Origin of the sequence: Bacillus sp. R45 (genome assembly GCF_021729365.1) — a bacterium.
GTDB classification, from domain to species: Bacteria; Bacillota; Bacilli; order Bacillales; family Bacillaceae; genus Bacillus; species Bacillus velezensis.
Map to the genome: position 1 here is coordinate 1,073,673 of NZ_CP091421.1, position 14,637 is coordinate 1,088,309.

17 protein-coding genes and 1 other annotated feature (1 of these 18 cut by a window edge) are annotated in these 14,637 nt (G+C 45.7%); of the genes, 14 read left to right on the forward strand and 3 right to left on the reverse strand.

Annotated features, from left to right (window positions below; genetic code table 11):
* Nucleotides 1–46 precede the first annotated feature (46 nt).
* Nucleotides 47–226, forward strand: a complete 180-nt coding sequence (locus tag L3V45_RS05535) for a YjzC family protein (protein ID WP_003155070.1) — start codon at nucleotides 47–49, stop codon at nucleotides 224–226.
* Nucleotides 227–262: 36 nt separating this feature from the next.
* On the opposite strand, the gene L3V45_RS05540 is transcribed toward L3V45_RS05535, so the two are convergent.
* Nucleotides 263–448, reverse strand: a complete 186-nt coding sequence (locus L3V45_RS05540) for a YjzD family protein (protein ID WP_003155069.1) — start codon at nucleotides 446–448, stop codon at nucleotides 263–265.
* 260 nt (nucleotides 449–708) lie between these two features.
* Here L3V45_RS05540 and L3V45_RS05545 point away from each other — a divergent pair, with 260 nt between their 5' ends.
* The 4 genes from L3V45_RS05545 (at nucleotide 709) to L3V45_RS05560 (ending at nucleotide 3,339) form a co-directional block, all read left to right on the forward strand.
* On the forward strand, nucleotides 709–1,443 hold the full coding sequence (locus tag L3V45_RS05545; RefSeq protein WP_236837285.1) for a lipase family protein: 735 nt from the start codon (nucleotides 709–711) through the stop codon (nucleotides 1,441–1,443).
* An 82-nt stretch (nucleotides 1,444–1,525) separates the two neighbouring features.
* A complete protein-coding gene (locus L3V45_RS05550; protein WP_041481852.1) occupies nucleotides 1,526–2,092 on the forward strand; it encodes a Rossmann-fold NAD(P)-binding domain-containing protein in 567 nt (188 codons plus the stop codon).
* Between the two features lie 89 nt (nucleotides 2,093–2,181).
* On the forward strand, nucleotides 2,182–3,135 hold the full coding sequence (locus tag L3V45_RS05555) for a BMP family ABC transporter substrate-binding protein (RefSeq protein WP_003155063.1): 954 nt from the start codon (nucleotides 2,182–2,184) through the stop codon (nucleotides 3,133–3,135).
* A 12-nt stretch (nucleotides 3,136–3,147) separates the two neighbouring features.
* A complete protein-coding gene (locus L3V45_RS05560) occupies nucleotides 3,148–3,339 on the forward strand; it encodes a ComZ family protein (protein WP_003155061.1) in 192 nt (63 codons plus the stop codon).
* Nucleotides 3,340–3,368: 29 nt separating this feature from the next.
* Here L3V45_RS05560 and L3V45_RS05565 read toward each other — a convergent pair whose 3' ends face one another.
* Nucleotides 3,369–3,587 (reverse strand): hypothetical protein, encoded by a 219-nt coding sequence (locus L3V45_RS05565; protein WP_003155059.1) that lies wholly within the window; start codon nucleotides 3,585–3,587, stop codon nucleotides 3,369–3,371.
* A 167-nt stretch (nucleotides 3,588–3,754) separates the two neighbouring features.
* Between L3V45_RS05565 and L3V45_RS05570 the strand changes: the two genes are divergently transcribed.
* The 9 genes from L3V45_RS05570 to L3V45_RS05610 all read left to right on the forward strand — a co-directional run bounded on the left by L3V45_RS05570 (nucleotide 3,755) and on the right by L3V45_RS05610 (nucleotide 13,527).
* On the forward strand, nucleotides 3,755–4,693 hold the full coding sequence (locus L3V45_RS05570; RefSeq protein ID WP_003155057.1) for a beta-ketoacyl-ACP synthase III: 939 nt from the start codon (nucleotides 3,755–3,757) through the stop codon (nucleotides 4,691–4,693).
* Between the two features lie 22 nt (nucleotides 4,694–4,715).
* A complete protein-coding gene (fabF, locus tag L3V45_RS05575) occupies nucleotides 4,716–5,954 on the forward strand; it encodes a beta-ketoacyl-ACP synthase II (protein ID WP_003155056.1) in 1,239 nt (412 codons plus the stop codon).
* Between the two features lie 83 nt (nucleotides 5,955–6,037).
* Nucleotides 6,038–6,823, forward strand: a complete 786-nt coding sequence (locus L3V45_RS05580; protein WP_003155055.1) for a DUF2268 domain-containing putative Zn-dependent protease — start codon at nucleotides 6,038–6,040, stop codon at nucleotides 6,821–6,823.
* A 173-nt stretch (nucleotides 6,824–6,996) separates the two neighbouring features.
* Nucleotides 6,997–7,983: an ABC transporter ATP-binding protein gene (locus L3V45_RS05585; protein WP_003155054.1), complete on the forward strand. Its 987-nt coding sequence runs from the start codon at nucleotides 6,997–6,999 to the stop codon at nucleotides 7,981–7,983.
* The gene (locus L3V45_RS05590) at nucleotides 7,980–8,969 is read left to right on the forward strand and encodes an ABC transporter ATP-binding protein (RefSeq protein WP_003155053.1); all 990 of its coding nucleotides are present in this window, start codon (nucleotides 7,980–7,982) and stop codon (nucleotides 8,967–8,969) included. Before L3V45_RS05585 ends, L3V45_RS05590 begins: the two co-directional genes overlap by 4 nt.
* 77 nt (nucleotides 8,970–9,046) lie before the next feature.
* Nucleotides 9,047–10,675: a peptide-binding protein gene (locus L3V45_RS05595; protein ID WP_003155052.1), complete on the forward strand. Its 1,629-nt coding sequence runs from the start codon at nucleotides 9,047–9,049 to the stop codon at nucleotides 10,673–10,675.
* Between the two features lie 66 nt (nucleotides 10,676–10,741).
* Nucleotides 10,742–11,692, forward strand: a complete 951-nt coding sequence (locus L3V45_RS05600) for an ABC transporter permease (protein ID WP_003155051.1) — start codon at nucleotides 10,742–10,744, stop codon at nucleotides 11,690–11,692.
* A gap of 21 nt (nucleotides 11,693–11,713) precedes the next feature.
* On the forward strand, nucleotides 11,714–12,628 hold the full coding sequence (gene opp4C, locus L3V45_RS05605; protein ID WP_003155049.1) for an oligopeptide ABC transporter permease: 915 nt from the start codon (nucleotides 11,714–11,716) through the stop codon (nucleotides 12,626–12,628).
* A 146-nt stretch (nucleotides 12,629–12,774) separates the two neighbouring features.
* Nucleotides 12,775–13,527, forward strand: coding sequence for a YjbA family protein (locus L3V45_RS05610; protein ID WP_003155047.1), 753 nt, complete (start codon nucleotides 12,775–12,777; stop codon nucleotides 13,525–13,527).
* Between the two features lie 33 nt (nucleotides 13,528–13,560).
* Here the strand turns inward: L3V45_RS05610 and trpS are convergent, their stop codons facing one another.
* Complete coding sequence (gene trpS / locus L3V45_RS05615; RefSeq protein ID WP_003155045.1) at nucleotides 13,561–14,553, reverse strand: tryptophan--tRNA ligase; 993 nt, start codon at nucleotides 14,551–14,553, stop codon at nucleotides 13,561–13,563.
* 55 nt (nucleotides 14,554–14,608) lie between these two features.
* Nucleotides 14,609–14,637, reverse strand: a binding site (T-box leader); it runs 183 nt beyond the window's last position.

Consider the following 14,637-nt stretch of genomic DNA (forward strand, 5'->3'; position numbering starts at 1 on the left):
CGCATACAAGCGCATACTACATAAAAAAGAAAAAGGAGGAAATGACGTGGGACAGCAGCATCAATTCCGCCCGGGACAAAAAGCGCCGAATAACGGTGTGTACGTTGAAATCGGCGAAACGGGAAGCATGGTCAAAAATCCGCAAAAAATCAAGCTTACGGTGGGAGAAATGTTCCCTGAAACTTCAAACCACAACAGATTGTGGACGTACCAACGAAAACCGTGAACACAAAAAAACCTGCTGAATAGCAGGTTTTTTTATTTAATGCTGGTTTGCATCCTGTTTGACAGGCATGATCTCCGCAAGAACAAAGACTAGCACCGCAATAACCACGGCAATAACGGATGATTGCTTGAAATTGTACGCCGCGCTGTTCATGGAGGCGACCAAATAACAGGCCATATGTGTTAAAAGGAACGTCCAAATAAAACCGATAATAAACCGCACGTTTCCACCTCGTCCTTCATTTTATTCTACGTTGTATCATACCATACATAAAGCGCGGGCGGAAGGTCATTTTCTCATCAAAAAGCGCGCCTGAAACTGACATGTGCCCGCCTGTCTTGCCGTCTGACGGAAAATTCGGTTCCCGTGCTTGGGATAATAGCCAAAACATAGCAGCAAATAGGAGTTTATCCGATCCGTTTTCATTCTTTTTACATATGATAGCCAATAGAGAGATTAGGAGTAAAAGGAGGCGGGCAGGCATGGGGATAACGGAAAGATTTTTCCAATTCGGATCTGAGCTGAACGTCATCCATCTGCCGTATCGGCCGAACGGCTTCTGTATCTTTATTCTGGGGGACAGAACTCACTTTGTCAGCCGGGACTCAAGCTTTTGGCTCGAACATGAAGGGAGGAACCAGCTGTTAAATACGCTGCTTGACAGAGGGTACACCATTTTCAACAGCAATTTATACGGACGGCATTGGGGTTCGGAAAAAGCCGCCCTTTACGCCAGACAGCTGATTCATTATGTGCTGAAACAAGAAACCCTCAATCCGAAAATACACTTGCTCGCAGAAGGCATGGGCGCCCTCATCGCCGATCAATTGCTGCAGTCTTCACCGGAGCATATCCGTTCAGCCGCAATGTTAGATCCTTGTCTTGCCCTTCAAGCCCATTTTGAATCAGAGAAAGAAAATAAGTTTTTTTATAAGCAGTTTCTGAGGGAAACGGCACAAAGCTTCGGTGTTTCTGAAAAAGAGGCAAGCTCACTGAGCTATCAGACCATTACCGGCTGCCGCACCCGCGTGCCGGTACATATATGGCAAAGAACGACCGGAGCGCCGTACCCGTACACCCTGCACGCGAACGCGTATAAAGAAGCCCGGGAAAAGACCGGAAGCAAGATTGATATCACGTATCACCTGCTTGAGAACCCTGCTCGTATGTACAGAGCCATCTGCCGGTTTTTCCGCAGTCATGAAAAAGACCTGTAATGAATAGAATACAACAGCCATCTCTTTTCAGAGGGCTGTTTGGCTTGTGTGTGTATGAAAAACCGGAAAGGCGGCAGATGTGATGAAAACAGCGCTGATCATTGGAGCAGATGAATTTCTCGGCCTTTCATTGTGCGAACGGTTGATGGATGAAGGTGTGCACGTTGATGTCATTTTGGCAGAACCGGAGGACAAAACGAGGCAGCTGTATTTAGAAGAACGTTTAATGTGGCTCGCGAGAAACGGGCTTTTTCAAATAATAGAGAAAATCGGTGAAAAGGAATACGATCGTATCTGCGTTCAATACGGGAGCGGGTGTCTGCCTGAAAAAAGGGCTGAGCCTTTATATTGGATTGTTTACAGTGAGGATCACGGAGACTGGGAAAAAAACGGTCAGCGGGATACGGCAAAAGCGATTATCCTTCCTCCCCTTTACGGTCCGTGGACGGAAGCAAAAGAAGATGGCGAAAGCAGGATCTTTTTAGAAGACGCGGTCTGCGGGCTGATGAATAAGCTTGAGGCTGACGGCACAGAAGACGAAAATCAGATTATTACCCTGGAAATAAAAGAAAAAACGCAAAAAACGGAAGCGGAAGAAAAAATTAAAGAATGGAAAAGACAATTTTCATCAATATTCGACATTTTTTAAGAAATACCTTCCATGTTATGTGCATTACCGCTACAATAAACGTATATCAATTATACATGTTATGAGTTTGAAAAGGGGTTGAACATGGCTTGATCACCAGGCTTGTCATGATCTTTTCTGTCCTCCTTTTATTGAGCGGATGCACACAAACTCCGTTTAAAGGAAAAATTGAGAAGGTCGGAATGCTTTTCCCCGATACCATCAGTGACTTGGTATGGGGCACAAAAGGTTACAAAGGTTTATTAGCGATACAATCTGAATTTAACGTTGACGTTTATTATAAAGAAAATATCAGATCCGATGAAGATATTTTAAAAGCGATAGATGATTTTCATAAAAAAGGAGTCAATCTTTTATACGGGCACGGAAATGAATACGAGGAAATCTTCAATATGATCAGCAAGGATTATCCCGACATGGAATTCGTCGTCGCAAACGGAACGGCGAAAAGCGATAATGTCACAAGCGTTCACCTTATGGGAGAAGCAATGGGTTTTTTCGGGGGAATGACGGCCGCCCATATGTCAAAAACCAATGAGGTCGGTGTCATCGCCTCCTTTTTGTGGCAGCCTGAAGTAGACGGCTTTATCAAAGGGGCGAAATATGAAAAGCCTGATATCACCGTCAATACTGAATTTACGGACCACTGGGATAACGGCAATGAAGCGCTGCATCTTTACGAGAAGTTAAAAGCGGAGGGCACGGATGTTGTATATCCGGCCGGAGACGGGTATAATGTTCCTGTCATTCAGCAAATCAAAAAAGACGGGCTTTACGCCATCGGCTATGTCGCCGAGCAATCGAATCTCGGCAAAAACACGGTGCTGACAAGCACGGTGCAAAACGTAGATAAAGCCTATACATTAATTGCCGAGCAATATAATAAAGGTACGCTCAAGAGCGGAGATCACGACTTTGATTTCAGGGAAGGAGTCGTTGAAATGGGGACGTTCAGCCCGCTGGTGGACAAAGCGTTTCAAGACAAAATCTCAGACCTTGTCAAAACGTATAATCAAACAAATGAACTGCCGTCAAATGAATAGAGGTGGATACACATGCAGCATGAAAAGTCTCTTGAATTTATGCAGATCGCGATGAAATACTTGCCGGAAGCAAAGGCGGAGCTTGAGAAATCCGGCATAGATCTGTCTATGGAAATGATTCAGCCGTTTATGGACCTGTTTACATCGGTCATGGCGGAAGCGTATGAGCTTGGCAGATCTGATGCCGGGGAGCTGAATAAATAAAGAGAGCCACTTTTTCATGAAGTGGCTTTTCACATGATTTTTTTCTTTATGGCGGACACCATCGGCGCAAAGTCTTTAAATACGGGCTTTAATTGATCCAGGGAGTTCATGATGGACCCCAGCTGATTCAACACGTGGTTGTAATCGATCTCTTCTTCGTTTTCAGCCTGAGGCTGCTCCGGGTTTTCTTCCGGTTCTTTATCCCGGTCTCTGGAATCGCCGAACATCATTTTGGAGAAAATATCCATAGTGAAGCCTCCTTTCGTCTTCCTTTTATTCTATGAGGAGCAGCGTCCGATAGTTTAGACGAATATATTGCCAACAGAAAAAAAATAGGGTAGAATTAGTACCTGATACTAATAATTGATCATAACTAATTAGTTTTAAATTCATTATAAAAAAGGAGTCTTTTCCAATGAAAGCTGGAATTCTTGGCGTCGGCCGTTACATCCCGGAAAAAGTGCTGACAAATCATGATCTTGAACAAATGGTAGATACATCGGACGAGTGGATTCGTACGAGAACTGGTATAGAAGAAAGAAGAATCGCCGCTGAAGATATGTATTCATCCGGCATGGCCGCTGAGGCTGCGCAAAAAGCGCTTGATCAGGCCGGCATTTCCGCTGAGGAGCTTGATATGATCCTTGTGGCGACGGTTACTCCTGACCAGTCTTTCCCGACCGTTTCCTGTATGATACAAGAGAAGCTCGGGGCCAAAAAAGCGTGCGCGATGGATATCAGCGCCGCATGTGCGGGTTTTATGTACGGTATCGTAACCGCCAAACAATTCATTGAATCGCAAACATACAAACATGTCCTCGTGGTCGGCGTGGAAAAGCTCTCAAGCATTACCGACTGGGACGACCGTAATACGGCTGTGCTGTTCGGAGACGGAGCCGGAGCGGCGGTCATCGGACCGGTCAGTGACGACAGAGGCATACTTTCATTTGAGCTCGGAGCAGACGGTACAGGCGGTCAGCACTTGTACTTAGATGAAAAAGGGCATACAATCATGCATGGAAGAGAAGTATTCAAATTCGCCGTCCGGCAAATGGGTGAATCGAGTGTAAATGTTATTGAAAAAGCCGGCCTCTCCAAAGAGGACGTAGACTTTTTGATTCCGCATCAGGCAAACATCCGCATCATGGAAGCGGCACGGGAACGTTTGGAGCTTCCGGTTGAAAAGATGTCTAAAACAGTCCATAAATATGGAAACACATCCGCAGCATCCATTCCGATTTCATTAGTAGAGGAACTGGAAGCAGGCAAAATTAAAGACGGCGACGTCATCGTCATGGTCGGTTTCGGCGGAGGATTGACATGGGGCGCCATAGCATTACGCTGGGGACGATAAAAAAAGGTGAGGTGCACACAAGATGAGTAAAAAAAGAGTAGTCGTTACAGGGCTTGGAGCCTTGTCTCCGCTTGGCAACGACGCCGAAACAAGCTGGAAAAATGCAATCGGCGGCGTATCCGGAATCGGACCGATCACACGTGTGGAATCGGACGAGTATCCGGCGAAAGTAGCTGCTGAATTGAAAGATTTCAATATTGAAAATCACATGGATAAAAAAGAAGCGCGAAAAATGGACCGCTTCACGCAATACGCTGTCGTAGCCGCGAAAATGGCCGTTCAAGATGCCGGTCTGAACATCACAGACGAGATCGCGCCGAGAGTCGGCGTTTGGGTCGGGTCCGGAATCGGCGGTCTTGAAACGCTTGAATCCCAATTCGAAATCTTCCTGACAAAAGGGCCGAGAAGGGTCAGCCCGTTCTTTGTTCCGATGATGATTCCGGATATGGCGACAGGCCAAATCTCAATCGCTCTCGGAGCAAAAGGAGTCAACTCCTGTACGGTGACGGCATGTGCGACGGGAACGAACTCTATCGGTGACGCGTTTAAAGTCATTCAGCGCGGCGATGCCGATGCGATGATTACGGGCGGAACGGAAGCGCCCTTGACAAGAATGTCATTTGCGGGCTTCAGCGCAAACAAAGCCCTTTCTACAAATCCTGATCCGAAAACGGCAAGCCGCCCGTTTGATAAAAACCGTGACGGCTTTGTCATGGGAGAAGGCGCGGGGATCGTCGTGCTTGAAGAGCTTGAGCATGCCCTTGCCCGCGGTGCGAAAATCTACGGGGAAATTGTCGGCTACGGCTCAACGGGTGACGCCTACCACATTACCGCGCCTGCCCAAGACGGGGAAGGCGGTGCGAGAGCGATGCAGGAAGCAATCAAAGATGCGGGCATCAAGCCTGAAGAAATTGATTACATCAACGCTCACGGCACAAGCACGTACTACAATGATAAATACGAGACAAAAGCCATTAAGACCGTTTTCGGTGATCATGCGTACAAGCTTGCCGTCAGTTCGACAAAATCAATGACGGGTCATTTGTTAGGCGCTGCCGGAGGAATTGAAGCAATCTTCTCCGTCATGGCAATTAAAGACGGCATTATCCCGCCGACGATTAACATCGAAACACCTGATGAAGAGTGTGATTTAGATTATGTACCGGACAAAGCGCGCGAGCAGGATGTCAACATCGTTCTCAGCAACTCGCTCGGCTTCGGCGGACATAATGCCACTTTGATCTTTAAAAAATATCAATAATACAGTTTTTGACCGGCTGCCTGAAAAAGGTGGCCGGTTTTTTTGTGCGTGCATATGATAACAACAAGAGGAGGCGAACCGGTATGAGCGTCAAGCAGACATATCAATGGATGGAAAAGGCGGCATCCGTAAATGACCTGGCCCCGCATCTTTTGCCGCTTTTTTCAGGGGCCGATAAGAAAGAGTGGAAGCCGATACTCGGGATGCTGCAAAACCACGGCATGTTCCGCCATCTGAAGGACGGCGTTAGGACCAGTAAACGGCTGAAAGAAAAAGGATGCTACAGCCATATACAAAAAGAGGAAGCCTATTTAAAGGAGAAGTGGAACGGGCCGGACGTGCCGATCGTAGTTTTGCCCGTTGATGAACGAAACCGGAAAATCCGTCAGGAATTCGGATCAAAATCCGGTCTGGCCTTTCGGAACAAAATGTTCCTCTTTCTATCGTCGGATAGTTCCAATTCAGCTGTATCCGCCCTTATGACACATGAATATAATCACGTCTGCCGGTTAGAACATGTGACAAAGGACGAAAAAGATGAGACATTTCTTGATACAATCATGATGGAGGGGCTGGCAGAATATGCTGTATATGAGCGGTTCGGCTCAAGTCTTACGGCGGAATGGACGTCCTACTATACGCCTGAGCAGCTTGATTTTTTGTTTGAAAAAAGAGTCAAGCCGAACCTCCGCTTAACGAGAGACAGCAGAATGTTTTCCCAGCTGTTATACGGAAAAGGATACTTCCCCTCAATGCTTGGCTATGCCGTCGGATTCAATATAGTAAAAAAATATTTAACCGACCATCAAAAAACAGTAAAAGAAGCATTGGCCATCCCTTCAAAAACCTTTCTGGAAGCAACGCTTTAATAGATTAAAAGAATGGAAATTATTTAAGGATATTACATTTATCCTAAAAAATTCTTGCTTTTGTAATAATGATGTAATAATATACAACTATAAAATTTTTCGACTATTCTATATTTTGTGATAGCGAAACGTATGTTTCCCTCTGCTTCAGCGGAATGAGAAAGGGGCGTATCATGAGCACACTATTAGAAGTGAATAATTTAAAGACCTATTTTTTCAGAAAGAAACAGCCGATCCCTGCAGTCGACGGGGTTGATTTTCACATTAACAAAGGCGAAACCGTCGCTCTTGTAGGAGAATCCGGCTCGGGCAAAAGCATCACCTCGCTTTCTATTATGGGACTTGTCCAAAGCTCGGGCGGAAAAATTATGGACGGCTCGATTAAGCTGGAAGGCAGGGACCTGGCCTCCTTCACCGAAAACGAATATTGCAAAATCCGCGGAAATGACGTCTCTATGATCTTTCAGGAGCCCATGACTTCCCTGAATCCGGTGCTGACCATCGGCGAACAGATTACCGAAGTGCTTGAATACCATAAAAAAATGAATAAAAAAGAAGCGGCTAAAAAAGCCGTTGAGCTTCTGGAACTCGTCGGATTCTCCAGAGCGGAACAAGTGATGAAAGAATATCCGCACCGTCTTTCCGGAGGGATGAGACAGAGGGTGATGATCGCCATTGCGCTCAGCTGCAATCCGAAGCTTCTGATCGCTGATGAGCCGACGACGGCGCTTGATGTGACGATACAAGCCCAAGTATTGGAGCTGATGAAAGACCTCTGCAAAAAATTCGATACTTCTATTCTGCTGATCACTCACGATTTAGGTGTGGTTTCCGAAGCCGCCGACAGGGTGATCGTTATGTATTGCGGACAAGTCGTAGAGAGTGCGGGTGTGGAGGACTTATTTTTAAACCCTCTTCATCCGTATACCGAAGGGCTGTTAAACTCCATACCGGTGATAGATGGAGAGATTGATACATTAAAAGCGATCAAAGGCAGTGTCCCGACACCGGATAATCTTCCGGAAGGCTGCCGATTCGCCCCGAGGTGTTCAAAAGCGATGGACAAATGCAAAACAGGGCAGCCGGAGCTGATAACGCATGAAAGCGGCCGTTCTGTAAGATGTTTTTTATATGAGGAAGAGGGTGCCCAATCAAAATGACAGCTGCAGGCCAAGAAACGATTTTAGAGCTGAAAGACGTAAAAAAATATTTCCCGATCCGCTCCGGTTTTTTTCAAAGGAAAGTCGGTGATATAAAGGCTGTTGACGGCGTTTCTTTTTCACTGAAGCGCGGGGAGACGCTCGGCATCGTCGGTGAATCAGGATGCGGCAAATCAACGGCGGGAAGGACGATGATCCGTTTATACAAGCCGACAGACGGCCGGATTCTTTTTAAGGGGCAGGATATCTCCGGCTTATCTGAAGAAAAGCTGAGAAAAAGCGTCCGCAAAAACATCCAGATGGTCTTCCAAGATCCCTTCGCATCCCTTAACCCGAGGAAAACGCTGCGTTCCATTATTAAAGAGCCGTTCCAGACTCACCATATGTACAGCATGAGCGAGCGGAACGAGCGAGTGGAGGAGCTGCTGGCGAAAGTCGGCCTTCACCCGAGCTTTGCAAACCGCTATCCGCACGAATTTTCCGGGGGGCAGCGCCAGCGGATCGGGATTGCGCGGGCTCTGACGTTGAATCCCGAGCTGATTATTGCGGATGAACCCGTTTCCGCACTCGATGTCTCCATTCAGGCCCAAGTCATCAATCTGATGGAAGAACTGCAGGATGAATTCAACCTGACCTATTTGTTTATTTCTCATGATTTGAGTGTTGTCCGCCATATCAGCGACAGAGTCGGCGTCATGTATCTGGGAAAAATGATGGAGCTGACCGATAAACACGAGCTGTACGGCAATCCGCTTCACCCTTATACGCAAGCGCTTTTGTCTTCAGTGCCCGTCACGAGAAAAAAAGACGCCGTCAAGCGGGAACGAATCATCCTGAAAGGAGAACTGCCAAGCCCGGCAAACCCGCCGAAAGGCTGCGTGTTCCACACGCGGTGCCCGATGGCCAAACCGATCTGCAAGGAACAAATCCCGGCATTTGAAGAAGCCGCTCCCGGCCATTACGTCGCCTGCCATTTATATGCCTGAAATGACAAGCATCGAGAGGGGGTATGCCGGATTACATAACCAGTTTGCTGCATATATATCACAAAGGGGGAATTGATATGAAATTACGTAAAAGCGCACTGATGATGCTAAGTGTTTTTATGGCGCTCGCCATCTTCCTGTCAGCCTGCTCCGGCTCAAAATCCACAAGCACCGAATCCAAACCGGCAGGAAAACCGCAAAAAGGCGGAGATTTGGTTGTCGGGTCAACCGGGGAACCCACACTTTTTAATCCACTTTATTCTACCGATGTTGCAAGTTCTGATATTGAAGGCATGATTTACAGCACATTATTGGAAACGGATGAGAAATTAAACGTCAAGCCGTCGCTGGCTGAAAAAGTAACAGAAGCTGACGGGGGATTAACGTATGATGTAAAACTGAAAAAAGGCGTTAAATTCCATGATGGAAAAGAGCTGACGGCCGATGATGTTGTTTTCACCTACAGCATCCCTCTTAACAAGGATTACAACGGTGAGCGTGGCTCGGGTTTTGAGTCCCTTAAATCCGTAACGAAAAAAGGAAAATATGAAATTCAGTTTAAAATGAAGAAAAAAGATGCCTATTTCTATAATGTCGTTCTCGACAGTTACGGCATTTTGCCAAAACATATATTGGGTAAGGTGCCGGTTGCAGATCTGGGAGAGAATGAATTTAACCGTAAAAATCCAATCGGCTCCGGTCCGTTTAAGTTTGTTGAGTGGAAAAAAGGTGAGTATGTCAAACTGGAAGCAAATGATGATTACTTTGGCGGCAGACCTTACCTTGATACAGTGACAGTCAAAACAATTCCTGATTCTAACGCGGCCGTGGCCCAGTTAAAAGCGGGAGATATTGATTTCTTCGTTGTGCCGGGCACAGATTTTGATACGGTTAAAACGTTTGGAAACGTGAAGGTCAAATCTGATCTTGGCTTAAACTACAGCTATATCGGCTGGAATGAGAAAAAAGAGCTTTTTAAGGACAAAAAAGTGCGTCAGGCATTGACTTACGCTCTTGACAGGCAGGCAATGGTGGATCAAGTGCTGAACGGAGACGGTAAGGTAGCGGATGTTCCTGAGAGTCCGCTGTCATGGAATTATCCGAAGTCTAAAGTGCCGACATTTGATTATAATCCGAAAAAAGCAAAGCAGCTGCTAAAAGAAGCCGGATGGGAAGACCATGACGGTGACGGCTACCTTGATAAAGACGGAAAAAAATTCTCATTTGAAATTAAAACGAATCAAGGCAATAAAATTCGTGAAGATTTAGCTGTTGTCGTTCAGCAGCAATTAAAAGAAGTGGGAATCGAGGCTAAACCGCGAATTGTTGAATTCAGTGCGTTAATCGAACAGACAAGTGCCCCTAATTGGGATTATGACGCTCTTCTTCTCGGATGGAGTCTTGCAACGTTCCCGGATCAATTCTCTATCTTCCATTCAAGCCAATCGAAAAACGGGCTGAATAATATCTGGTATAAAAACCCGAAAGTCGATAAGCTGCTTGAAGAAGCGAAGACAATTACAGACAGAAAAGAATACCAAAAGAAGTATGAAGAGATATACAAATTGATTGCTGAAGATCAGCCGTACAGCTTCTTATTCTATTACAATTACCACAGAGCGATGCCGAATAATTTACAAGGCTATGTATTCCACCCTAAAAATGACTTGTACAATATTGAAAAATGGTGGCTGGATCAAAAATAGCAAAAGCCCTGGAGAGGGAAGGAGGTTCCTTTCCTCTCTTATCCTATTTAAAAAGGGGACAAGAATATGGTTACATATATTTTACGGCGAACATTAATGTCCTTGCCGATTCTCTTAGGCATTACAATTTTGTCGTTTGCCATCATGAAAGCAGCGCCGGGAGACCCGATGTCACTTATGATGGACCCTACAATCAGTCAAGCGGACAGGGCGAAATTCATTGAAAAATACGGGTTGAATGATCCGGAACCTGTTCAATATGTGAAATGGCTGGGGAATATGCTGCAAGGGGATTTTGGGACTTCTATCGTCAAGAAAGGCACTCCGGTTTCTGAACTTATCTTATCCCGCTTACCGAATACGATTGTGCTTATGCTTTTCTCAACCCTTGTCGCTCTTCTGATTTCTATTCCATTTGGTGTTCTGTCAGCGAAACGTCCTTATTCAAAATTGGATTACGGGATAACTGTTACTTCATTTTTAGGGCTTGCCATTCCGAATTTTTGGTTCGGTTTGATTTTAATCATGGTTTTATCTGTAAATCTGGGGTGGTTTCCCACTGGCGGAGTAAGCACTTTGAATGCTGACTTTAACATATTTGACCGATTGCATCACTTGATTCTGCCTGCTTTTGTGCTCGCCACGGCAGACATGGCAGGGATAACGAGATACACAAGATCCAGTATGCTTGATGTGTTAAAACAGGATTATATACGAACGGCGCGTGCGAAAGGATTCCGAGATAATAAAGTGATTTTTAAACACGGTTTGAGAAACGGACTTCTTCCTGTCATCACTATTTTTGGTTTGATGATACCGTCATTTATCGGGGGAGCGGTAGTGGTAGAACAGATTTTTACTTGGCCGGGTCTCGGCAAATTGTTTATTGATTCAGCCTTTTCGCGGGATTATCCGGTTATCATGGCCATGACGGTCATTTCAGCTGTTTTGGTTGTAGTGGGGAATTTAATTGCGGACATCTTATATGCGCTGGTTGATCCCCGCATTGAATATTAACAAAGAGAGGTGAGAGGTCAAATGTTACAGCCAAATACCGGCACACCCCCCAGCGAAGTGAAATTAAAGGAAAATATTCAATCCAAACCGGAAACAATGACGAAGATTTTTTTCGAAAAGTTCTTTCAAAATAAACTAGCTGTAATCGGAGCCGTTATATTAACCATCATTATCTTGTCAGCTTTATTCGCTTCGGTAATCGCTCCTTACTCTCCGGAGAGTCAATCTCTCATCAATCGTTTGAAGCCGCCGAGCTTAAAACATCTAATGGGAACTGATAAATTCGGAAGAGACATCTTTACGAGGGTTCTGTACGGGGCGCGCGTCTCCTTGCTTGTCGGATTCGCTTCTGTGATCGGCGCGATTACAATCGGGACAGTTGTCGGAGCCGTTGCCGGATATTTTAAAGGGTTTGTCGATGCCGTTCTCATGAGAACCGTTGATATCGTATTATCCATACCTGATATATTTTTGTTAATTACACTTGTTACGATTTTTCAGCCCGGAATGGATAAATTAATTTTAATTTTCTCCCTTACAGGCTGGACAACAACGGCACGCCTTGTCCGAGGAGAGTTTTTATCGCTTCGTTCCAGAGAGTTTGTATTAGCTGCAAAGACGATCGGTACAAAAAACCATCACATCATCTTTTCTCATATACTGCCGAATGCGCTCGGACCGATTATCGTCTCAGCCACATTAAAGGTGGGAACGGTTATTTTGGCGGAATCTACATTAAGTTATCTCGGTTTCGGGATTCAGCCACCGATCGCAAGCTGGGGCAATATGCTTCAGGATGCACAGAACTTTACGCTTATGATACAGGCTTGGTGGTACCCGTTATTCCCGGGTTTGTTGATCCTTCTTACCGTATTGTGCTTCAACTTTGTCGGAGACGGGCTGCGTGATGCGCTTGATCCGAAAAATGTGAAATGATCTCCCGGACGAACGGGAGATTTTTTTGTTGCAATGCAGTCGGAAATCCAGCTCCGTAAAACGGAAATCTCATATTGAAATGGAATAATTTATCTATCCCTTGCCTATACTGTGGACAACAGTTTTTATAAAGTGAGGGGTCGAATATGTTATTTCTTCATGATGTATGGGTTAATTGGTTTGAAGGGGAAGAAAACGGCTACAATGTATGCCATTTTCACGAATGGCGGAAGGAAGACACGGTTGAGCTTTTGGATCAGACGCCGCTGCTCAGAGTGCCGTCGGTATTATTTCATTACATAGAAAACGACTTATCAGAGCTTCCGAAAGAGCTGCTTGACCAAGTCCACCAGAAGTCATACGTGCGAAAAAATCATGAGCGGACAAAGCTGGAGTACTGTTTTGTCGTGACAGACGGGATCGGCATCATTGCCGTGGATACGATCGGGTATACCATTCCGGTCAGAAAGAGCCGCCTGATTCCGAGACAGGAGCAGCTTGTTTATGAAATGGTAAAGGATGTAGAACCGGAATTGTTTCAATTTGAGCCGTCGCAATTGGAGTCTTCAAAGGAATATCACATTTTGTCATTGGCGCCGGAGCATGTCAGAGGTCTGACGAGAAAAGAGCGGCAGATCAAGCAGCTGATGTTTATGGCGCTCGACCAGCTGAAAGGGCTGAAAAACCGTGCGGAAATTGTGTATTGGTACACGGAATGGAATCCGCATATGTATGAGCAGATCAAACGGATGAGTTTTGAAGAGATCTGGGACATGCTTTACAATGAAACAATTGAAGGCTGGTCGGATAAACATCTTGCGTTCTGTGAAAATTTGATTAAAGGGCAGCCGTTTTTCGAAAAGCTTTGGGAAATGGAACAGGAATCAAAAGTGAACTAAAAAAAGAGGCGGGGATTCTCCCGCCTCTTTTTTTTATCTTCTTTTCCGTCCGAGACCCATGGCGTTTTCCATTTTCTTCACCATTTTGCCGGCCGTTTTGTTTGCGCGCGCCGCCCCTTCGTCGAGAATGCGGTCAAGCTCGTCGCTCTCAATTAATTCACGATAGCGCTCTTGGATCGGTGTCAATGCGCCGATAACGACTTCGGCTAAATCGCTTTTGAATTCACCGTACCCTTTGCCTTCATATTTAGCTTCTAATTCTTCAATTGATGTGCTTCCTAAAATAGAATAGATCGTCAAAAGATTAGAAACGCCCGGTTTGTTTTCTTTATCATACTTTACAATGCCTTCAGAATCAGTCACGGCGCTCTTGATTTTCTTCTCGAGCTGCTTCGGCTCATCAAGCAGCGTGATGAATGCCTTTTGGTTCGGATCTGATTTGCTCATTTTTTTGAGCGGATCAGCCAGTGACATGATGCGCGCGCCTGATTCAGGAATTTTCACCTCAGGAATCGTGAAGATGTCATTGTATTTTTTATTAAAGCGTTCCGCCAGGTTGCGGGTCAGTTCAAGATGCTGTTTTTGGTCTTCTCCGACCGGAACAAGATCCGTTCCGTACAGTAAAATATCGCCGGCCATCAGCGGCGGATAGGTTAACAGTCCGGACACGACGGCTTCTTTGCCCTTTGACTTATCCTTAAATTGCGTCATCCGCTCAAGCTCGCCGATATATGCGACGCATTGGAGCATCCACCCCGCCTGGGCATGAGCGGGAACCTCCGACTGGATAAAGAGGGTCGCTTTCTCGGGATCAAGTCCGACGGCCAAATAAAGAGCCGCGAGATTGCGGATGTTCTTCCGCAGCTCAAGCCGATCCTGCGGAACCGTAATCGCATGCTGATCGACAATACAGAAGTAGCCGTTGTAGTCATGCTGCAAATCAACAAATTGCTTCATTGCGCCGATGTAGTTGCCGAGGGTAACGGAACCGCTCGGCTGAATGCCTGAAAAAATCGTTTTCTTCATAGTTCTTACCTCATTTCTTAAAACATAATAAAAAAAGCCCATTCTTCCCGTAGAAAAAAGGGACGAATGAACCGTGGTGCCACC

Bases quoted from the DNA above. Each gene is read 5' to 3' on its own strand.
- L3V45_RS05565 (WP_003155059.1), bottom strand. From the start codon at position 3,587: ATGGATATTTTCTCCAAAATGATGTTCGGCGATTCCAGAGACCGGGAT.
- trpS (WP_003155045.1), bottom strand. From the start codon at position 14,553: ATGAAGAAAACGATTTTTTCAGGCATTCAGCCGAGCGGTTCCGTTACC.
- L3V45_RS05545 (WP_236837285.1), top strand. From the start codon at position 709: ATGGGGATAACGGAAAGATTTTTCCAATTCGGATCTGAGCTGAACGTC.
- L3V45_RS05580 (WP_003155055.1), top strand. From the start codon at position 6,038: ATGAGCGTCAAGCAGACATATCAATGGATGGAAAAGGCGGCATCCGTA.
- fabF (WP_003155056.1), top strand. From the start codon at position 4,716: ATGAGTAAAAAAAGAGTAGTCGTTACAGGGCTTGGAGCCTTGTCTCCG.
- L3V45_RS05560 (WP_003155061.1), top strand. From the start codon at position 3,148: ATGCAGCATGAAAAGTCTCTTGAATTTATGCAGATCGCGATGAAATAC.
- opp4C (WP_003155049.1), top strand. From the start codon at position 11,714: ATGTTACAGCCAAATACCGGCACACCCCCCAGCGAAGTGAAATTAAAG.
- L3V45_RS05570 (WP_003155057.1), top strand. From the start codon at position 3,755: ATGAAAGCTGGAATTCTTGGCGTCGGCCGTTACATCCCGGAAAAAGTG.
- L3V45_RS05590 (WP_003155053.1), top strand. From the start codon at position 7,980: ATGACAGCTGCAGGCCAAGAAACGATTTTAGAGCTGAAAGACGTAAAA.
- L3V45_RS05610 (WP_003155047.1), top strand. From the start codon at position 12,775: ATGTTATTTCTTCATGATGTATGGGTTAATTGGTTTGAAGGGGAAGAA.
- L3V45_RS05600 (WP_003155051.1), top strand. From the start codon at position 10,742: ATGGTTACATATATTTTACGGCGAACATTAATGTCCTTGCCGATTCTC.
- L3V45_RS05550 (WP_041481852.1), top strand. From the start codon at position 1,526: ATGAAAACAGCGCTGATCATTGGAGCAGATGAATTTCTCGGCCTTTCA.
- L3V45_RS05585 (WP_003155054.1), top strand. From the start codon at position 6,997: ATGAGCACACTATTAGAAGTGAATAATTTAAAGACCTATTTTTTCAGA.
- L3V45_RS05595 (WP_003155052.1), top strand. From the start codon at position 9,047: ATGAAATTACGTAAAAGCGCACTGATGATGCTAAGTGTTTTTATGGCG.